This window comes from Haloarcula sp. Atlit-47R, from assembly GCF_003665985.1.
GTDB lineage: Archaea > Halobacteriota > Halobacteria > Halobacteriales > Haloarculaceae > Haloarcula > Haloarcula taiwanensis.
This window is the reverse complement of sequence record NZ_QPLQ01000001.1, coordinates 194545-213015: the sequence shown is the minus strand read 5'-3', so window position 1 is coordinate 213015 and position 18471 is coordinate 194545. Positions and strand designations below refer to the sequence as shown.

Below are 18471 nucleotides of genomic sequence, written 5' to 3'. Positions count from 1 at the left end.
ACCTTTTTCGTCGTCGGGTCGCCGGGGGCGACCGCTCCTCGAAAAACGGTCATGAAAAAGGCCGAGCACGGCGAGCCGTGCTCGGTGAAACCGCGCTCGCTCCGCTCGCGCGGTATGCGTCGAACGGCCACAGAACCGCGACGGCCCGTGCCCGACTGGTTCAGCAGTTAGGGCGGGCTACTGCGGCGTCTCGGGCGTGTCGTCGCCTACAAGTCCCGAGTCGGTGATGCGGAACTGGGCCGTGTCGCCGGCCGGTTTGGCGCGGTGTTTCTCCAGTGTGGCGCGGCGGTTGCCGCCGCGGAACCGGTCCAGGCGGACGATTGCGCCCGACCAGTGGTTGAGGGTATGGCCGCCGAGCGCCGTTGAGCGGTCGCTGTCGGGGTCGGTAAACACCTGGTTCGTAAACAGGACCGCGAGGTCGTGTTTGCGGGCCAGCGAGAGCAGGTGGGTAATCTGGCGGGCCACGTCCCGAAGCGTCTCACCGCCGTCCTCGTCGTCGCGGCGGAGTCGATAGAACCCGGTCGCGCTGTCGAGCACGATGAGTTCGACCTCGGCGGCGAACTCCGCGGCGTCCTGGACGGCCTCGGCCTGCTCGTCGTAGTCCAGCGCCTCGGTGATGATGAGGCGGCCGGCGAGGTCGTCCACGGTCTGGGCGGTCCCGCGAGCGCGGCCGCTAGCGACCTGTTCCATCCGGTCGGCCGAGAGTCCTTCAGTGTCGATGTACAGCGCCGCGTCGCCGGCAGCGGCGACTTCCATCACCGCCGACAGGGCGAAGTTGGTCTTGCCGGCCGCCGGCGGGCCGTACACCTGTGTGACCGCACCGCGCTCCAGCCCACCACCCAGGAGGTCGTCAATAGCGTCACACCCGGTCGGGACGTACTCGCTCACGGGCAGGGGTTGGGCAGGTTCGGATAAAAACACTGGTACCTGACGACACTGCTGTCAGTCGTCCGAAAGCCGTTCGGCCAGCGTCCACTCGGCGAGGGACACGTCGTCGATGTCGGCTGTTGCAAACCGGAGGGCAGTCCCCCATCTGCGGGTGATGACGAGCGACTCGGCGTCGAGCTCGTAAGATTCCAGTTCTTCCCAGGCGTAGAACTGTCTGGCAATTGGGAGTCTGACTTCCAGACCGCGCTCGGTCGCCACGACGGTTCGGGTTCCGCCTGTCGAGAGAAGGACGAAGCCGGACGGGAACAGCACCTGACTGATGTACTGGAGCAGGGCGATATCGAACACCGCACCGACGGCGAAGCCGATGGTCGCGACGCCAGCGATGGCTCCGCCGACGTGCAACCGCCGACGCTGTGCAGACTCGGGCCAGCTCGCTCGCCAGCGGGTCAGCTCGTCCGCCCCTGCGGTAACTGCCGCAGTGTACCGTGTCTGTGACATAACCGCGACAGCGACTCCGAGCAAAACGGCTAGCAAGCCGAAGAAAAACGCCAGCACGCCACTGACACCACTCATCTCCAGCGACGCAAAGCCGACGGCGGCGTACACGGCCGCGATCGCCGCTGGAAGCCACCGGGCGCGAGTCGCGCCGACTGTAACGGCTACTGCCGGTCGACTGGAGAGCAGCCATCCTATTACGGTGGTCACAGCGGTCACCGTCCCGACCAGCGCGGCGTAGAGCGCCCACGCTTCGGTAACGCCGACCCACTTCAGCCCCGGTACAATCGGCGGTGCCAGAAGCAAGCCCAGATAAGCTCCGCTGGCACCACTGAACAGCGGGTCGGAAGCCGCGCCTGCTCCGTCAGTGTGAACCACCGGACGCATCACTAGCAGTCCAGTTAGCTGTTATAAAAATCCTATCAAATATAATAGGAATCGTAGATGTCCCCAACACGATGTATCCAATGGTGTCTGGTAAATATCTAGAATACAAACGTGGACTAACGGACTCCCATATCTGTAAGTAATCGGCGTCCGAACTCCGGTTGTGATTGTCGTCGCCACAGCGGACTTCGAAGTGTACCACGGTGTCGTCAACGAGCTGCGCGACCGTGGTGTGGCGTTCACAACTATCGAACCGGGCGACCAATGGCCCGAGGAGGCGGAGGTCGCGGTCATCGCGGCCGGGGAATCGGTCGAAATCCCCGACGGCGTCGACCTCGTGCAGGCGGACCCGGACACACCGCGTCGAGCCGTCGAAACCGTCATCTCGACACTCCGGGGTGGTGACGGTCGAACCGTCATCGGTATCGACCCCGGCGAACGGCCGGGTGTCGCGATTCTCCACGGCGATATGGTCGTCGCGGCGTTTCAGGTACCTGTGGCGGAAATCACCGACATCGTTCGCGATGAAGTCGAGGACGCGGTCGACCCGGTCGTCCGCATCGGCGACGGTGCACGGCTCGTCGGCGCGCGCATCATCGACGAGATTCAGTCCGTGCCGGTGGAGTTGGTCGACGAAACGGGGACGACGCCGTATCTCGGGTCCGGCGCACGCGGAATGGGTGACGTGCTGGCCGCGGTCAACATCGCCCGGCTCGACGGCGAGGAAATCGAGAGCCGAACCATCGAACCCACCGCCGGCGAACTCCAGAAGATCAAGGACCGCTCGCGGGAGGCAAGCGAGACGAACCGGGCAATCAGCGAGGGGCTGGCCCGAAAGGTCGCCACCGGCGCGCTCACCGTCGAGGAGGCGCTGGCCGAACACGACAGCGACACTGCGGTCGGGGACGGAGACGAGGGCGACTCCGACCCGGACACGGCCGACGAGTAGCGGCTATTCCCGCACCATCCGCTCGGCTCGCTGCATAACCGCCCGAACGGGGAGCCCGGTCGCGTCCGCGACGGCCGCGGCGTCGTCGTACTCCGCGCTCACGTCGAACACTGTGCCGTCAGTGTCACTTGCGACTTTGACCGTGACCTCGAACTGCTCGCCGTCGACGGAGAGCGCGACCGTCTTGTACTCCCGGTCGGCGACCCAGCGGTGACCGGCCCCGGACTCGCGCACGCCGAGCGTCCCGGTCGCTTCGGCGAGGCGGCGCGCGACCCGCTCGGCGTCTTCCGGCCTGCAGATGACCTTCACGATGTGGCCGGGCCGGGACTTCTTCATCGTCGTCGGCACTATCGACACGTCGCGTGCGCCGACCTCCGGGAGCGAGCGCTGGAGGTCGCCAAGCACTTCGGGTGGGACGTCGTCGACGTTCGTTTCGAGGACCGTGATTTCATCGCGGCGGAGCCGCCCCGCGCCGTCGCCGACCATGGCCCGCAAGACGTTGGGGCGGTCGTCGAGGTCCCAGCCGCCAGCGCCGTAGCCTGACGCGTCGAGATCGAGCGGTGGCAACGAGTCGGTCCCGTCAGCGATGTGGGCGAGAATCGCCGCGCCGGTCGGCGTCAGGAGTTCCCTGTCGATGGGGCCACCCTGCAGCGACCAGTCGGCTTGCTCCGCGATTGCAACTACTGCGGGAGTCGGGACCGGGTAACTGCCGTGGCTCATCTCGACAGTCCCGCCGCCCGTCGCCAGCGGCGTCGTTACGACCCGCTCGATGTCGAGGTCGTCCAGCAGGAGGCAGACGCCGACGATATCAGCGATGGCGTCGTCGGCCCCGACCTCGTGAAAGTGCGTGTCGTCGAGATCCGTCCCGTGGACAGACGCCTCGGCCTCGCCGAGTATCTCGAATATCGCCAGCGCGTCCGTTCGCACTGTCGCCGGGAGGTCCATCTCCCCGACGAGTTCGACGACCTCGGCGTACGTTCGGCTCGGGCCGCGCCCCTCAGCGTGGGTGTGGTCGTGGTCTTCGTGGGTGTGTGGGTGTGCGTCGTCGTCCCCAGCGTGGCCGTGTCCCTCGTCATGGTCGTGGGAGTGAGAATGCGACTGGTCGTCGTGAGAATCGTCGACATCGTCGGCGTCGGTCAGCAGTACGTCGACGCGCGTTGCAGCAATCCCTGAGCGGTCCACCGCGGAGACGGCGTATTCGACGTCCAGCGCGTCTTCAACCGGCGACAGAGCCTCGCGGTCGGCCCCGGCGGCCAGTAGTGCCCCCAGCAGCATGTCGCCGGCAGCACCTATCCGGCCATCGAAAGCGAGTGTTCGCATACCCGGAGAGTCAGGCTGGGCCGGTAAAAGCCCTCTCGCTACAGCCTCACGTCTGGCGGACGATGTGGATGTCGTAGGACTCGCCGTCTGTGACTTCGCCGATGGGGACGACGATGTCTTCGGTGTCGTCGCTACCGAGGAACACGACGCTGGCGTCAACGTCTCGGGCGGTCTGCCTGATCGTCGTCGACAATTCACTGGTGGAGTGGGCGCTCACGTCGTCGTAGCGGAGTTCGGAGTCGTCGGTCGCCTCCTCGATCTTGCGTCTGAGGTCATCTGCGGCGGTTTCGGCGGCGAAGTCTTCAGTGGGGTCGACGCGTCGGCGGCGCTCGGCGTAGTCGGCCCCAGTGGGGATGAACGCGACGGCGACGACATCCTCGTCAAGCGCTCCAGCGTAGGTGACGGCGCGGTCGAGTGCGGCATCTGCAAGCGGTGACCCATCGAAGGGAACAAGAAATACCATATCGGCGCTATCGGGTCCAGCCTTATGAAACGCGGCGATGGCGGCAGCCTGTGTCACTGCGTCCCAAAACAGAGGCTATTACCGCATGCTGTGCGGTGTGTTATTAGGTATCATATAAACCCGTCGCCCTGCGTCTTGGCCGCCGGTAGCATAAAGCATATCTCCGGGGCTACCCGAGTTCGTTGTAAGCAGGCTCTACTATGAACGAAGTCCAATTGGAAGTGGCGAAGGCGTACCCGAACGACTCGGGGCGCGGCATCGCCCGACTCGACCCCGACACGCTGCTGCATCTCAAGCTTTCCCCCGGCGACATCATCGAGATAGAAGGGAGCGATACGACCGCGGCCAAGGTGTGGCGGGCCGACCGACAGGACTGGAACACCGACACCGTCCGCATCGACGGCTTCACGCGCCAGAACGCAGACGTGGGCATCGGCGAGCGCGTCACCATCCGCAAGGCCGAGGCCGAGAAGGCCGACAAGCTCGTGCTCGCCCCGCCCGAGGAGGCATCGGTCCAGTTCGGCTCCGACGCCGCCGGCATGGTCAAACGCCAGATTCTCAAGCGGCCGGTCGTCGAGCGCGACATCGTCCCCGTGATGTCCTCGACGAACCACCCGTTCATGCGCTCGCCCGGACAGGCCATCCCGCTCATCGCAGTCGAGACCGAGCCGGAGGGCGTCTGTCTCATCACTGAGGACACCGAGGTCGAACTCCGCGAGGAACCCATCTCCGGGTTCGAGAAGACCGGCGGCGGCATCACCTACGAGGACATCGGCGGCCTCCAAAACGAGATTCAGCGGGTCCGCGAGATGGTCGAGCTGCCGATGAAACACCCCCAGATATTCAAGAAGCTCGGCATCGAGCCGCCACAGGGGGTCTTGCTCCACGGGCCGCCCGGCACCGGGAAGACCCTGCTCGCGAAGGCCGTCGCCAACGAGACCTCCGCCAGTTTCTTCTCTATCGCCGGCCCCGAGATAATCTCGAAGTACTACGGCGAATCGGAACAGCAGTTACGCGAGATCTTCGAGGACGCGAGCGAGGAATCGCCCTCGATAATCTTCATCGACGAACTGGACTCTATCGCGCCAAAGCGCGAGGACGTGACCGGCGAGGTCGAGCGCCGCGTCGTCGCCCAACTGCTGACGATGATGGACGGCCTCGAATCGCGGGGCCAGGTCATCGTCATCGCCGCGACCAACCGCGTCGACAGCGTGGACCCGGCGCTTCGCCGCCCCGGCCGCTTCGACCGCGAAATCGAGATCGGCGTGCCCGACGAGGTCGGCCGCGAGGAAATCCTCCAGATTCACACCCGCGGCATGCCGCTGTCTGACGACGTGAACCTCGCCAAACTGGCGACGGACACGCACGGCTTCGTCGGAGCCGACATCGAGAGTCTGACCAAGGAGGCCGCGATGAAGGCGCTCCGGCGCTACCTCCCCGAAATCGACTTGGACGAGGAGGACATCCCGCCGAGCCTCATCGACCGCATGATAATCAAGCGCGACGACTTCAAGGGCGCGCTCAACGAGGTGAGTCCGTCGGCGATGCGGGAAGTGCTGGTGGAACTCCCGAAGGTGTCCTGGGACAGCGTCGGCGGCCTCAGCGAGCCCAAAGAGCAGGTCCAGGAGGCCGTCGAGTGGCCGATGAACTCCCCGGAGAAGTTCGAGCGCATGGGCGTGACGCCGCCGTCGGGCGTGTTGCTGTACGGTCCGCCCGGCACCGGAAAGACGCTCATGGCGAAAGCTGTCGCCAACGAGACGGACGCGAACTTCATCTCGGTCCGCGGGCCGCAACTACTCAGCAAGTGGGTCGGCGAGAGCGAGAAGGCCATCCGCCAGACGTTCCGGAAGGCTCGCCAGGTCGCCCCGACCATCATCTTCTTCGACGAACTCGACTCGCTGGCACCGGGTCGGGGCGGCGAGATGGGGTCGAACGTCTCCGAACGCGTCGTCAACCAGCTCCTGACCGAACTCGACGGGCTCGAAGAGATGGAGGACGTGATGGTCATCGGCGCGACCAACCGCCCGGACATGATCGACCCGGCCCTCATCCGCTCGGGCCGGTTCGACCGGCTGGTGATGATCGGCGAGCCCGACATCGAGGGCCGCGAGCAGATCCTGAAGATCCACACGGACGACACGCCGCTGTCGCCCGATGTGAGCCTGCGTGAACTGGCCGAAGTCAGCGAGGGCTTCGTCGGCTCGGACCTCGAATCCATTGCCCGTGAGGCCGCTATCGAGGCGCTCCGTGAGGACGACGACGCGGAGGAAGTCGAGATGCGCCACTTCCGGCAGGCGATGGACAGCGTGCGCCCGACCATCACCGACGATATCCGCGAGTACTACGAGCAGATGGAAGAGGAGTTCAGAGGGGGTTCCAGCCCACAGCGTCAGGCTGGAACCGGCGGCCGGATCGGCTTCCAGTAACGCCGGCGACCTCGATACTGCTTCTCGCTTGATTTGAACGCGTTTTCCGCTTCACCGCTCTCGATCAGCGATGCATCCCTCGTGGCTGCACAATACCCGTGGATAATTATTAGATAAACTATAAAACCGGTGCTTGTTTCTCCTTTCGAAGCCCCCTTTCAAGTCGCAAGTGTATGAGGGGTGATGTCGAACACAAACCGCGTTTACCGGCTGGCGAAGCGCCCCGAAGGGACGCCCGACCACGATACGTTCGAGCTTTCCGAGGAAGAGATCCCGGACCCGGGGCCCGGCGAGGTACTCATCAAGACGCTGTACCTCTCTGTCGACCCGTATATGCGTGACCGGATGCGAGACAGCGAATCGTATGCGGACCCGTGGGATGTGGGCGACGCGCTCAAGGGTGCTGTCGTCGGTGAGGTTGTCGAGTCCAACGGTGCACGTTTTGACGAGGGCGATGTCGTCACCGGCGAGCTAGAGTGGGCGGAGTACGCCACAGCGCCCGGACCGGTGCTCACAGAAGTCAATCCGGAGCTCGCACCCATTTCGACAGCGCTCGGCGTCTTAGGGATGCCGGGCCTGACAGCGTACTTCGGCACGCGGGAAGTCGCGCAGCCTGCGGCCGGCGACACGTTCGTCGTCACCGGCGCTGCGGGCGCCGTCGGCTCCGTGGCGGGTCAGCTCGCCAAGCTCCAGGGCGCACGCGTCGTCGGTTTCGCCGGCTCCGACGAGAAAGTCTCGTTCCTCGAAGACGACCTCGGCTTCGACGCTGGCATCAACTACAAAACGACCGACGACTACCGGGCCGCGCTGGACGAGGCCGCGCCGGACGGCGTCGACGCCTACTTCGACAACGTCGGCGGCCCGATCACCGACGCGGTGTTCACGCGACTCAACACCGACGCGCGCGTCGCCGTCTGCGGACAGATCTCGCTGTACAACAGCGAGGAGGTCCCGATGGGGCCGCGCAAGCTGACTCAGGTCATCCAGTCCCGGGCAACCGTCGAAGGGCTTCTCGTCTCCGACTTCGAGCCGCGGTTCGAGGAAGCGACGAAGCAGCTCGGTCAGTGGGTCGCCTCGGGCGACATTTCCTACCGAGAAACCGTCACCGAAGGCATCGAGAACGCGCCCGACGCGTTCCTCGGGCTGTTTGAGGGCGAGAACATCGGCAAGCAGCTCGTGCAGGTCGCCGAGCGATAGAAAAAACGAGTATCCGGTTATAGCTCGCCGAGCTTACGGAGGAGCTGGCCGCGGTACTCCTCGTCGGCCTGAACGCCTTTCAGTTCGAGGACGTTGCGTTCTAGCTTGTCGAGCGCGACGTTGAAGGCGGTTTCAGCGCCGTAGCCCTCACCGGAGCCGGCCGCCTGACCCTTGTTGGTGCGCAGGCGGATCTGACACTGGATGAGCGGCGTGCCACGGAGCTTCTCCTTGTGCTCGTGGAACCGGACGTGCGCGTGCTGGACCTGCATCGCTCCGTACTTGTCCGCGACCGTCTCGATGTCGGCCCGGATATCCGCACGGGAGATGGTGTCCAGCAGTTTTATATTCGTGATCTGGACGTCCATGTGCTCTTCTTCGGTGTAGGTCAGCGCACGGAGCACGTCGGTCTTCGTGAGGATGCCGGCGACGTGGGTGTCGTCCTCTTCCGGCGTGACGACGAGCCCGGCGAAGTCGTTTTCGAGCATCCGCGCGACGGCGTTCTCGACGGAGTCGCCGAGCTTTGCCGTCTCCACCGGACTGCTCATTACGTCGTAGACCGGCATGTCGAGCACGCGCTCGACTTCGCCGGAGCGGTCGCCCCGCGTCGTCTTGTTCATGTCCCGGACGACCACGTCGACGATGTCGTGACGCGTGACCATCCCAGTCAGGCCGTCGTCGTCACCAAGTACCGGAAGCCGGGAGATGCCGTGTTTCCGGAGGAGGTTGACGACTTGCCCGACGTTGGTGTCCTCAGAGACTGTGATGACGTCCTGCGTGTAGATGTCCTCGACGCGCAGTGCGTCGAGGTTGTCGAGAACCGCGTCGAGGATATCGTCCTCGGTGACGATACCCCAGAGCTCGCCCGCCTCGAACACCGGCGCGAGCTTGACACCACCCTCGACGAGGACGCGCGCGACCTCGCGCACGTCGTCGGTGCGCTCGACTTTCGGCGCCGAGCGCGTCATCGCCCCCGCTTTCGCGTTGTCCTCGACATGGGACTGGACCAGCTGTTTCTGCGTGATAACGCCAGCGTAGTCACCGTCTTCCGTGACGATGATACCCTTGGGGTTCTCGCGTTCGAAGATAGACCGGACTTTCCCCAAGCGCTTGTTGGCGTCAACCTCGACAAATTCTCTGGTGGCGATATCAGCAATATCCATCGTTCTTCACAATTCGTAGATTCGACGTGTGGGGTTATCAAGGTTGGTTTAGTCCCCGGAAACCGAGAGACGAACTAAGCTTTAGGCCCGTAGATCTAAGGTCGGTGTATGCTGCCTGACATCGGGGTCTTCGGCCCCTACACCTACCTAGTGACCGAGGTGATCTGGGGGAGTATCGCTCTCGTGTTGCTCTGGCGCGCGAACGCCCTCCGGATGGCGGCCAAGACCATCGTCGCGCTCTATCCGATCGCCTACGTCTGGGACTGGTACACACTGACCGTTGGTGTCTTCGAAATCAAACTCCGGACCGGTGTCGACCTGCTCGGGATTCCCATCGAAGAACATATTTTCATGATCGTCGTTCCCGCGCTCATTCTCGGTATCCACGAGAATCTCCACGGTCTTTCGTCCGGGTCGAACAGCGAATAGTAAGAAATCCGATATCGCTTTCAGCTGTTAACTACTTCCAAATTTGCGTTACAACTGGAATCGGACCGCTCACAGATACTGCTGATTTCGCGCGTATCTCGTCCTGAAAGGGCCATCTGTACTATGCAGACATCTCTCACAGTATCTATATGTGTCAGCCGGGAGTGCTGTCGGATAGCCATGAGTGATACTAACCCGACACCTCATATTGAACTGTATGTCCGGTCGATGCTGCCTGACGGCGCACACGAACGACAGGAAGCGGTCATCGACCGGCTTCAGACGCTCGACGAGAACGACCACATCGACGGGTTCAACGTCATCGTCTGGGGCAAACAGATCGCACCGCAGTCGGCCGCCGCACGGACGGAGGAAGGCAAGTACATCCTGAACCGGGTCGCCGAGTTCAAGCAGTGGGCACTGAGCAACAATGTCTCGCTGGACTCGTTCTATCAGGACACAACCGTTGATTCAGAAGTAGCGGAGTCGGCGTACGACGCTATGGCGTTGCCAGTCATGGGGCTGGCTGAATACGACGGCAGCGAACTCGTCCACGTCGCACCCTGTACGAAAGACGATGTCGTCCACACGATTATGGACCGCCTTGACCGTCTCGAAGTGGGCCAACCACCCGCTCTCGATCAAGAGGGTGGCGACGTGAGTGTCGTCTAACGGGAACCTACGAGGACCGCACCGTTTCGATATACGAGTTGAATTCGTCCGTCGTCGACAGCGCTTCAAGCACTTCGTCCGGGTCTCCAGCCAGTCCGTATCCCGGCCGCCCTTTCCCCGTGGGTGACTCCGTCTTTTCGTTGCTCAGGAGTCCCTTCTCGGCGAGTTGTCCCAGCACCGAGATGACCTTCTGGCGCTCGACGCCGCCGAAGGGCTGTCGGTCGATATCTGCGAGGTGCGCTTTCATTGTCTGCGTCACGTGATAGGAGTGGACTGGCGTTTCACCGGCGGTTTCGAGTTCCACAACGGCCAGCAGCACGAACTGTTCGAACGCGTCCGCCGACTGGACCTGATCTCTCATATAGATGACTCTAACGCGGTTGGGGCAAGAAACTATGGGACGGTTCTGCCGGCCGATCGGTCTGCTTCCGACTTCGTCGGGGTGCGCCAGTGTCGTACTCATTCCCGACGACAACGGGAGTGGACTCGGGAGGATTGTGGTCCACGTCGAGACGGGTGCGTTTGCACAGACTCGGCGAACCAACGCCAGCAATCGCTGCAGACTTGCTTCGCTCGCCGGCAGGGATAGTAGAAATGGGTTCGGGCGGATTTGAACCGCCGGCCTCCTCCATGTCAAGGAGGTGTCATAACCGACCTAGACCACGAACCCTCACTGCGAGGTACACCACATTGTTTCCGGCGGGTGTAATTGAAGGTTTCGAATTCCGTATCGCTACGTTGTCTGTTGATTGTCCACACGTATCCGTCAACGGGCAAAGTCCCGATAGGCTTAAGTCAATGTACGGATTTGTACATCACAACACGAAAGAGTCCATTGGTGAATACAATGAAAGAGTATATTGAACGCGTCACCGACGGTGAAGACCTGACACAGGACGAGGCTCGGACCGTCGCGACGACTGTCTTCGAGGATGCGACCGAGGCACAGATCGGAGCGCTCCTGACGGCACTGCGGGCAAAGGGGGAGACAGAGGCCGAGATCGCTGGCTTCGCGGAGGGGATGCGAGACGCCGCACGGACCATTCGGCCCGACCGCGAGGGGCTTGTCGACACCTGCGGGACCGGTGGCGACGACTACAACACAATCAACGTCTCGACGACGAGCGCCATTGTCGCGGCCGGGGCTGGCGTCCCGATTGCCAAACACGGCAACTACTCTGTCTCTTCATCGTCTGGGAGCGCCGACGTGCTCGAAGAGGTCGGCGTCGACATCGAGGCCGAACCGCCGGCTGTCGAGGAGACGATTGAACGAGACGGGATCGGCTTCATGCTCGCACCCGTGTTCCACCCGGCGATGAAGGCCGTTATCGGCCCGCGCCAGGAACTCGGGATGCGGACTGTGTTCAATATTCTCGGCCCGCTGACGAACCCTGCCGATGCGGACGCACAGGTGCTTGGCGTCTACGACCCGGACCTCGTGCCCGTGATGGCCGAAGCGCTGGCTCGACTGGATGTCGAGCGGGCGCTGGTCGTCCACGGCGACGGCCTCGACGAGATTGCAGTCCACGGCGAGACGGTTGTCGCGGAAGTAACCGGCGACCGGATCGCGGAGTACACCATCTCCCCGGAAGACATGGGGCTTGAGACACATGACATCGAGGCCATGGCGGGCGGCGAGCCCGCGGAGAACGCCGCCGACCTTCGTGGCATCGTCTCCGGAGAGATCACCGGGGCGAAGCGGGACATCATCCTCGCTAACGCTGGCGCAGCCATCTACGTCGCCGGTGTCGCCGACACGCACGAGGCGGGGGTCGAACAGGCCCGGGAGGCTATCGAGTCGGGCGCGGCGGCCGACAAACTCGACGATCTGATCGGGGCATGACGCGCGTGAAGATCTGTGGCGTGACGGACAGCACGGACCGCGATGCCGTCGTTACGGCCGGCGCTGACGCGGTCGGCGTCATCCACGGTGTCCCGGTCGACACACCACGGGAAGTCGATGCGGCCACTGCCGAGAAGCTCGCCGACGGCGTCCCGCCGTTCGTGACGAGCGTACTGGTGACGATGCCGACGACGGTTCAGGAGGCCGTCAGGCGCGTCGACAGGATCGAACCCGACGCAGTGCAGGTCCACGACGGACTCTCACCGGCAGAACTCGGGGCCCTCGACAGCCGCATCACCCAGGATATCGTCGCCGTCGTCGAGGCGGACGCGCCAGCCATCGAGAGCTATGCCACCCACGCCGACGCCTTGCTCGTGGACTCAGTCGACGCCGACGGCGGCGGCGGCACGGGCGAGACACACGACTGGGAGCGCACGCGCGACCTCGTCGACTCGCTGGATGTGCCCATCGTGCTGGCCGGCGGACTGACCCCTGAGAACGTGGCCGACGCCGTCGAGACGGTCGAACCGTTCGCCGTCGACGTGGCGAGCGGCGTGGAGTCCGCTGGCGGCACGAAAGACCACGACGCGGTCAGCCGGTTCGTCCGGAACGCCAAGCAAGCAGCGGAGGGAGCGGTATGACCCTCGATATCTCCCGCGAGGAGTTCGTCGAACACGCCAAGGCCGACCGCCCGGTCGTCGTCCGCACCGCCGCGGAGCTGGACGTCGACGTGGAACCGCTGACCGCGTACGCAGCGCTGACCGGCCGCACGAGTGACGTAGCCGCAAACGATTACACGTTCCTGCTGGAAAGCGCCGAGAAGGTCGCCTCCAGCGACCCCGACGGCGCGTTCGCGCCGGAGACCGACGACCGCCACGCCCGCTTCTCCTTCGTCGGCTACGACCCGCGCGCTGTCGTTACCGTGACCGGCGACGAGAGCGAGGTCGAGGCGTTCGACGACCGCTACGCCGACCTCGTGACGACCGATGGCGGCGACGTGGTTGATGACCTCCGGGCCGCGATGCCCGATGTGGCGCTGCGGAACTTCCCGGAGATGGACCGCCAGCATCTCGAAGGCGGCCTCGTCGGCTTCCTCTCCTATGACGCCGTCTACGACCTCTGGCTCGACGAGGTCGGCTTGGACCGCCCCGACTCGCGGTTCCCGGACGCGCAGTTCGTCCTCACGACGTCGACGGTCCGATTCGACCACGTCGAGGATACTGTCTCGCTCGTGTTCACACCTGTTGTCAGGCAAGGCGAGGACGCCGGCGAGCGCTACGACGAACTGGTCGCCGAGGCCGAACGGGTCGAGGCCGTGCTGACGGACCTCGCCCCGCTGGAGACTGACGGCTTCCGCCGCGAGGACGAAGTTGCTGGTCCGCAAGACGAGTACGAGGACGCCGTCGAACGCGCCAAGGAGTACGTCCTCTCGGGGGACATTTACCAGGGCGTCATCTCGCGGACCCGCGAGCTGTACGGCGAGGTCGACCCGCTGGGCTTCTACGAGGCGCTCCGGGCGGTGAACCCCTCGCCGTACATGTATCTGCTGGGCTACGACGACCTGACCATCGTCGGCGCGAGCCCGGAGACGCTGGTCTCGGTCGCCGGCGACCACGTCGTCTCGAACCCCATCGCGGGGACGTGCCAGCGCGGAAACTCCCCCGTCGAGGACCGCCGCCTCGCCGGCGAGATGCTCGCCGACGGGAAGGAGCGGGCCGAACACACCATGCTGGTCGACCTGGCGCGCAACGACGTGCGCCGCGTCGCCGAGGCCGGGAGCGTCCGCGTTCCTGAGTTCATGAACGTCCTCAAGTACAGCCACGTCCAGCACATCGAATCCACGGTCACTGGCCGGCTCGCCGCGGACAAGGACGCCTTCGACGCCGCCCGCGCGACGTTCCCGGCGGGGACCCTCTCGGGCGCGCCGAAGATTCGCGCCATGGAGATAATCGACGAACTCGAACGCTCGCCGCGTGGCCCCTACGGCGGCGGCGTCGGCTACTTCGACTGGGACGGGGACACCGACTTCGCCATCGTCATCCGCTCGGCCACGGTCGAGGACGAGGGCGACCGGGACCGCATCACCGTCCAGGCCGGCGCGGGCATCGTCGCGGATTCGGACCCCGAAAGCGAGTACGTCGAGACCGAGCAGAAAATGGACGGCGTGCTGACGGCGCTGGAGGAAATCGAAGGGGAACCGGTCGACACGACTGTGGGTGCCGACGACACCGAGGCTGCGAGCGGAGCCGACGGCCCCGAGGAGGTGACCCGATGAGTGCGTCACAGCCCGCTGGTGTGGACGCTGTCAGGGATGACCTCCGGGTGCTGTTCGTCGACAACTTCGACTCCTTTACGTACAATCTCGTCGAGTACGTCTCCGAACACGCAGAGACCGAAGTCGTCCGCAACACCGCGACGCTCGACGAGGTCAAGGCGTTCGACCCCGACGCCATCATCCTGTCGCCGGGGCCGGGCCATCCGAAGAACGAGCGGGATGTCGGTGTCACGCTGGAGGTCCTCCGCGAGGTCAGCCCTGACGTGCCGACGCTCGGGGTCTGTCTGGGCCTCGAATCGGCGGTGTACGCCTACGGCGGTAGCATCGGTCGTGCGCCGGAGCCGATTCACGGCAAGGCGTTCCCTATCGACCACGACGAGACGGGGGTCTTCGAGGGCCTGGAACAGGGGTTTCAGGGCGGGCGCTATCACTCGCTCATCGCCGAGGACGTGCCCGACGAGTTCGTCGTCAGCGCGACCACGGAGACCGAGGACGGGACAGAGCTGGTGATGGGTGTCCGCCACCGCGAATATCCCATCGAGGCCGTCCAGTTCCATCCGGAGTCGGTCCTGACTGCGGTCGGCCACGACGTGATTCGGAACTTCCTCGCCGGCCTCTAGATGACCTGAAAGCCCAGCAGTCCGAGTATCCAGAGGACGGCGACGGCGATGATAGCGATGATAACGAGCCGCCACGCCACCTTCATCACGAGCCGACCGACCAGCAGGACCACGGCGATAGCCAGCAAGCCGACGAGTATCGCTGGCAGCGATGGCAGCGCTCCAAGCTGAAGGAGTGGCAACATACTACAGATAGGAATAGCCACGGGGAAATACTTCGTGGCCGGCGGGGACTGTCCCGGCACGGGTTGCTGAACCACTGCACGCTCACACCGCCAAAGATTCAAACGGCCAGCTGTGCTACCCACTATCATGAGCGTCGCCGGACTGTGTGAACTCTGTGAGCGCCCCGACGTGGACCACACCTGCGACAGGTGCGGGCGACTCGTCTGTGATCGCCACTGGGACGACGACACCGGGATGTGCGTCGAGTGTGGCGCAGAGGTCGGTCGGCCGGGCGACCGCGTCTCGCCGGAAGACATGCCTGACGGCGTGGACACGTTCCGCTTCTGATACTGTCGGCTGTAATCACGTACCGAATGTTGCCACCTCGAACTGGCGAATATCTCCACGAAGGTACGGCTACCATACGAGCTACCGGAACTGATTCAATCGCTCTTTGAGCTGTCGTGCCGACTGGCCGGCGGCCTTGAAAAACGCGTCACCAGAGTCATCGCGCCGCGCGTCAGCGTCCTCGCCGGCGAAGATGATACCCCGCGAGGAGTTGACGAGGCCGACGCCGTCGGCGAGGCCGTGCTCGACGGCGGCCTCGGCGTCGCCGCCCTGCGCGCCGACGCCGGGGACGAGAAACGGAATGTCTGGAACCAGTTCGCGGATTTCCTCGAGTTCGTCGGGGTTTGTCGCACCGACGACGAGACCGACGTTCCCGTTGCCGTTCCAGAGGTCAGCGAGGTGGACGACGCGCTCGTACAGTTTCTCGCCGGAGGCCAGTTCGAGGTCCTGTAAGTCCTCGCCGCCGGGGTTCGAGGTGCGCCCGAGAACGAACACCCCTTTGTCCGCGCACTGGAGGAACGGCTCCAGCGAGTCTCGTCCGAGAAAGGGGTTGACCGTGATGGCGTCGGCGGCGGGGCCTGCCTCGTCGTCGAGAATCTGGGCGTACTGCCGTGCGGTGTTGCCGATGTCGCCCCGCTTGGCGTCCAGCAAGACCGGCACGTCTTTGCCGTGTGCGTAGGCGATGGTTTCTTCGAGGGCGCGCCAGCCGTCGGGGTCCTCGTAGAAGGCGGCGTTTGGCTTGTAGCACGCGGCGTGCTCGTGGGTCGCGTCGATAATCCGGCGATTGAACTGCCAGCGCGGGAGGTCGGCGTCCAGCACGCTGTCTGGGAGGCGGTCGGGGTCCGGGTCGAGACCGACCGATACCACGCTGTCGGCGGTCGCGATGCGGTCCGCGAGGCGGTCGAAGAAGTGCATAGATACCGCGGCGGTTGGAAGCGATACAAGCGTTTCCTTCTCGTGTCGCCCCTTGCTTCGGTGGAATCAGATTTGATACTTCTTCCGCTGTCTATTTCACACCGGAGGGAGAAGCCCGCGTATGGATCGTTTCGTGGATGTCGGTCACGTGGCCGAGACTCTCCCAGACCTGAGCGAAGCCCTGGATGACCCACGGCTGCGGCAGTTCGGACTCGTCGGCGGTGTCGTGCTCGTGGCCCTCGGCGCGCTTCTGTCGCTCGCGCCCGCGTCCGAGCAGTGGCTGTTCTGGTCGTACGCCGTCGCCGCGACGCTGGTGTTTATCGGCGTCCCACTGCTGTGTCTCGGCCTCGCCGCCCCCGACCCGGAACCCGGGTCGCTGTTCCATCTCGGTATCGAACTGACGACGACACAGCGCCGGGCCGTCGCGCTGGGCTCGCTCTGTATCACAGTGACACCGATTGTCATCGCCCTCGGGACGCCGCTTGGCCTTCCAACGCTGGTGCTTGCTATCGCTGCCGTGACAGCTATACTCGGCTCCGTGCTCATCCTGACCGGATTCGTCGCATGGACGTCGGCAGCTATCGCTGAGCCGAGCCGTCACTGAGTGCAGTTCAGTCGGTGTCCAACCGTTTCCGTCCTCCGAAAGACCGTCTACCTCGAGAGAGTCTGCTCCAGCACGTCGACCGTGGCTTTCACCGCCGCGCCGCTGTGAACAACAACGGTCCCCCCGTCGGCTGTGATATCGTTACGCTCTGGGACGGTTACGGGCTCCGCGTTCAGGACCAGTCGGGCCGTCTCCGGCGTCACCTCGACAACCGCCACTTCAGTGTCGTTGGCCGTCACACGGTAGGCGAAAGCCCCGTCAGGCGTCGGCTCCACGTCTCTGTCCGCATCAACGACGGAAATGTCCGCGAACGGGCCGCGCTGGAGACCGGTCAACTCCGAGGCGAGCAACTGCCCGATCCGCCGGCCGTCAGTGATTCTGTCCTTGACCATCAGAGTTCCTCCCGAACGTCCGCCGCGATAGCTTCGACATCGACACTCTCACTTCGCGCATACACGACAGCCGCGGCCTCAAGCGTAACGCCGATGTCGGACTGAAGCGCGTTGATGCCGGCGACGGCGGTTTGCTTTTCGATGCCGGCCTCGACGACAGCGTCGAGCACCCGCTCGAACGTCGACCGCGACTGCAGGATTTCCTCGCCGGGCGTGAACCCATCCGGGATGTCGGTGTGCGTGGCGTCGAATCCGACGACGAGGTCGTCGTCGTCCCGTTCGACTAACCCCTCGCTTGCGGCCACATCGACCAGTGTCTTGGCCTGGTCGGGCGAGAACCAGTTCCGGTCCAGCGAGAGCGCGACGACGAACTCGCTTTCCGCCATCCGGTCGGTTCCACGCTGGCGGAACGGCGCGGCGACGGCCGTCTTCAGACTCATCGTCAGAGCAACCGCTCGGCACGGGGGTAACGATTACGATGGCGAGTCGGCATCGAACGGTTCAAGTAGCCGCTGGGTCTTCCTTCCCCTATGAAAGACCAGGGACGCTCCCCTCGCAAGCGGACAGGCGGACGCCGACGACCGAACCACAAGAAGAAGAAACACGAGCTCGGGAAGGACACCGTCGAGACGCAGGTCGGCGAGCAGCGACTGAAGACCGTTGACTCCCGCGGCAACACCCAGAAGGTCCGTGCGGTCAAGACCGACGTTGCGAGCATCGCTGACGGCGCGGAAACCATCGAGGCGACCATCGAGAACGTCGTGGAGAACCCGTCGAACCCGAACTACGCCCGGCGAAACATCATCACGAAAGGCGCAATCCTCGAAACCACCGAGGGACGTGCCCGCGTGACCTCCCGTCCCGGGCAGCACGGGCAGGTCAACGCCGTGCTTGTCGAGTAATCCGGCGCGCAATCAGCG

22 protein-coding genes and 1 tRNA gene are annotated in these 18471 nt (G+C 64.3%); 12 read left to right on the top strand and 11 right to left on the bottom strand.

The features are described 5' to 3' along the window. Positions 1-177 precede the first annotated feature (177 nt). Together radB and DVK00_RS01115 are read right to left on the bottom strand one after the other, a co-directional pair. Positions 178-888 carry a DNA repair and recombination protein RadB gene (radB, locus tag DVK00_RS01120; RefSeq protein WP_101350553.1) on the bottom strand — a complete coding sequence of 237 codons (711 nt, stop codon included), beginning with the start codon at positions 886-888 and terminating at the stop codon, positions 178-180. Positions 889-942: 54 nt separating this feature from the next. Further along, a complete protein-coding gene (locus DVK00_RS01115) occupies positions 943-1773 on the bottom strand; it encodes a hypothetical protein (RefSeq protein ID WP_121577112.1) in 831 nt (276 codons plus the stop codon). 163 nt (positions 1774-1936) lie between these two features. On the opposite strand from DVK00_RS01115, the gene DVK00_RS01110 reads away from it, so the two are divergent. Next, a complete protein-coding gene (locus DVK00_RS01110; protein ID WP_121577111.1) occupies positions 1937-2722 on the top strand; it encodes a hypothetical protein in 786 nt (261 codons plus the stop codon). Positions 2723-2725: 3 nt separating this feature from the next. Here the strand turns inward: DVK00_RS01110 and larC are convergent, their stop codons facing one another. Together larC and DVK00_RS01100 are read right to left on the bottom strand one after the other, a co-directional pair. Beyond that, positions 2726-4042 carry a nickel pincer cofactor biosynthesis protein LarC gene (gene larC / locus DVK00_RS01105; protein WP_101350550.1) on the bottom strand — a complete coding sequence of 439 codons (1317 nt, stop codon included), beginning with the start codon at positions 4040-4042 and terminating at the stop codon, positions 2726-2728. Between the two features lie 46 nt (positions 4043-4088). Further along, the gene (locus tag DVK00_RS01100) at positions 4089-4505 is read right to left on the bottom strand and encodes a universal stress protein (RefSeq protein WP_101350549.1); all 417 of its coding nucleotides are present in this window, start codon (positions 4503-4505) and stop codon (positions 4089-4091) included. Between the two features lie 200 nt (positions 4506-4705). Between DVK00_RS01100 and DVK00_RS01095 the strand changes: the two genes are divergently transcribed. Both DVK00_RS01095 and DVK00_RS01090 read left to right on the top strand, forming a co-directional pair. Then, entirely contained in the window at positions 4706-6931 is a 2226-nt protein-coding gene (locus DVK00_RS01095; protein ID WP_101350548.1) for a CDC48 family AAA ATPase, read from the top strand. A gap of 183 nt (positions 6932-7114) precedes the next feature. Then, positions 7115-8128: an NADP-dependent oxidoreductase gene (locus tag DVK00_RS01090; RefSeq protein WP_101350547.1), complete on the top strand. Its 1014-nt coding sequence runs from the start codon at positions 7115-7117 to the stop codon at positions 8126-8128. A 17-nt stretch (positions 8129-8145) separates the two neighbouring features. On the opposite strand, the gene DVK00_RS01085 is transcribed toward DVK00_RS01090, so the two are convergent. Continuing rightward, on the bottom strand, positions 8146-9288 hold the full coding sequence (locus tag DVK00_RS01085; RefSeq protein WP_101350546.1) for a CBS domain-containing protein: 1143 nt from the start codon (positions 9286-9288) through the stop codon (positions 8146-8148). Positions 9289-9396: 108 nt separating this feature from the next. Between DVK00_RS01085 and DVK00_RS01080 the strand changes: the two genes are divergently transcribed. Both DVK00_RS01080 and DVK00_RS01075 read left to right on the top strand, forming a co-directional pair. Then, a complete protein-coding gene (locus DVK00_RS01080) occupies positions 9397-9717 on the top strand; it encodes a lycopene cyclase domain-containing protein (protein ID WP_101350545.1) in 321 nt (106 codons plus the stop codon). A 180-nt stretch (positions 9718-9897) separates the two neighbouring features. Beyond that, positions 9898-10389 carry an HTH domain-containing protein gene (locus DVK00_RS01075; protein WP_121535123.1) on the top strand — a complete coding sequence of 164 codons (492 nt, stop codon included), beginning with the start codon at positions 9898-9900 and terminating at the stop codon, positions 10387-10389. A gap of 7 nt (positions 10390-10396) precedes the next feature. Here the strand turns inward: DVK00_RS01075 and DVK00_RS01070 are convergent, their stop codons facing one another. Continuing rightward, complete coding sequence (locus tag DVK00_RS01070) at positions 10397-10750, bottom strand: hypothetical protein (protein ID WP_121535122.1); 354 nt, start codon at positions 10748-10750, stop codon at positions 10397-10399. Between the two features lie 234 nt (positions 10751-10984). After that, a tRNA-Val gene (locus DVK00_RS01065) sits at positions 10985-11059 on the bottom strand. A 177-nt stretch (positions 11060-11236) separates the two neighbouring features. Here DVK00_RS01065 and trpD point away from each other — a divergent pair. Genes trpD through trpG form a run of 4 tightly spaced genes read left to right on the top strand, consistent with a single transcriptional unit; the run spans position 11237 to position 15127 of the window. After that, positions 11237-12232: an anthranilate phosphoribosyltransferase gene (gene trpD, locus DVK00_RS01060; protein WP_121577110.1), complete on the top strand. Its 996-nt coding sequence runs from the start codon at positions 11237-11239 to the stop codon at positions 12230-12232. Then, complete coding sequence (locus DVK00_RS01055; protein WP_101350542.1) at positions 12229-12873, top strand: phosphoribosylanthranilate isomerase; 645 nt, start codon at positions 12229-12231, stop codon at positions 12871-12873. The genes trpD and DVK00_RS01055 overlap by 4 nt, the downstream gene beginning before the upstream one ends. Continuing rightward, positions 12870-14507 (top strand): anthranilate synthase component I, encoded by a 1638-nt coding sequence (gene trpE, locus DVK00_RS01050; RefSeq protein ID WP_101350541.1) that lies wholly within the window; start codon positions 12870-12872, stop codon positions 14505-14507. The genes DVK00_RS01055 and trpE overlap by 4 nt, the downstream gene beginning before the upstream one ends. Then, positions 14504-15127 carry an anthranilate synthase component II gene (gene trpG, locus DVK00_RS01045; RefSeq protein WP_121535121.1) on the top strand — a complete coding sequence of 208 codons (624 nt, stop codon included), beginning with the start codon at positions 14504-14506 and terminating at the stop codon, positions 15125-15127. The genes trpE and trpG overlap by 4 nt, the downstream gene beginning before the upstream one ends. Here trpG and DVK00_RS01040 read toward each other — a convergent pair. After that, positions 15124-15312 (bottom strand): hypothetical protein, encoded by a 189-nt coding sequence (locus tag DVK00_RS01040; protein ID WP_101350539.1) that lies wholly within the window; start codon positions 15310-15312, stop codon positions 15124-15126. The two genes, trpG and DVK00_RS01040, sit on opposite strands and share 4 nt — an antisense overlap. A 127-nt stretch (positions 15313-15439) precedes the next feature. On the opposite strand from DVK00_RS01040, the gene DVK00_RS01035 reads away from it, so the two are divergent. Next, on the top strand, positions 15440-15640 hold the full coding sequence (locus DVK00_RS01035; protein ID WP_101350538.1) for a hypothetical protein: 201 nt from the start codon (positions 15440-15442) through the stop codon (positions 15638-15640). Positions 15641-15721: 81 nt separating this feature from the next. Here the strand turns inward: DVK00_RS01035 and pyrF are convergent, their stop codons facing one another. Further along, a complete protein-coding gene (gene pyrF / locus DVK00_RS01030) occupies positions 15722-16555 on the bottom strand; it encodes an orotidine-5'-phosphate decarboxylase (protein WP_101350537.1) in 834 nt (277 codons plus the stop codon). Between the two features lie 121 nt (positions 16556-16676). Here pyrF and DVK00_RS01025 point away from each other — a divergent pair, with 121 nt between their 5' ends. Beyond that, positions 16677-17159 carry a hypothetical protein gene (locus DVK00_RS01025; protein ID WP_101350536.1) on the top strand — a complete coding sequence of 161 codons (483 nt, stop codon included), beginning with the start codon at positions 16677-16679 and terminating at the stop codon, positions 17157-17159. A 47-nt stretch (positions 17160-17206) separates the two neighbouring features. On the opposite strand, the gene DVK00_RS01020 is transcribed toward DVK00_RS01025, so the two are convergent. Both DVK00_RS01020 and DVK00_RS01015 read right to left on the bottom strand, forming a co-directional pair. After that, on the bottom strand, positions 17207-17551 hold the full coding sequence (locus DVK00_RS01020; RefSeq protein WP_121577109.1) for a hypothetical protein: 345 nt from the start codon (positions 17549-17551) through the stop codon (positions 17207-17209). After that, positions 17551-17991 carry a DUF2240 family protein gene (locus DVK00_RS01015; protein ID WP_101350534.1) on the bottom strand — a complete coding sequence of 147 codons (441 nt, stop codon included), beginning with the start codon at positions 17989-17991 and terminating at the stop codon, positions 17551-17553. Before DVK00_RS01015 ends, DVK00_RS01020 begins: the two co-directional genes overlap by 1 nt. A gap of 90 nt (positions 17992-18081) precedes the next feature. Here DVK00_RS01015 and DVK00_RS01010 point away from each other — a divergent pair, with 90 nt between their 5' ends. Next, positions 18082-18453: a 30S ribosomal protein S8e gene (locus DVK00_RS01010; RefSeq protein WP_101350533.1), complete on the top strand. Its 372-nt coding sequence runs from the start codon at positions 18082-18084 to the stop codon at positions 18451-18453. Positions 18454-18471 lie beyond the last annotated feature (18 nt).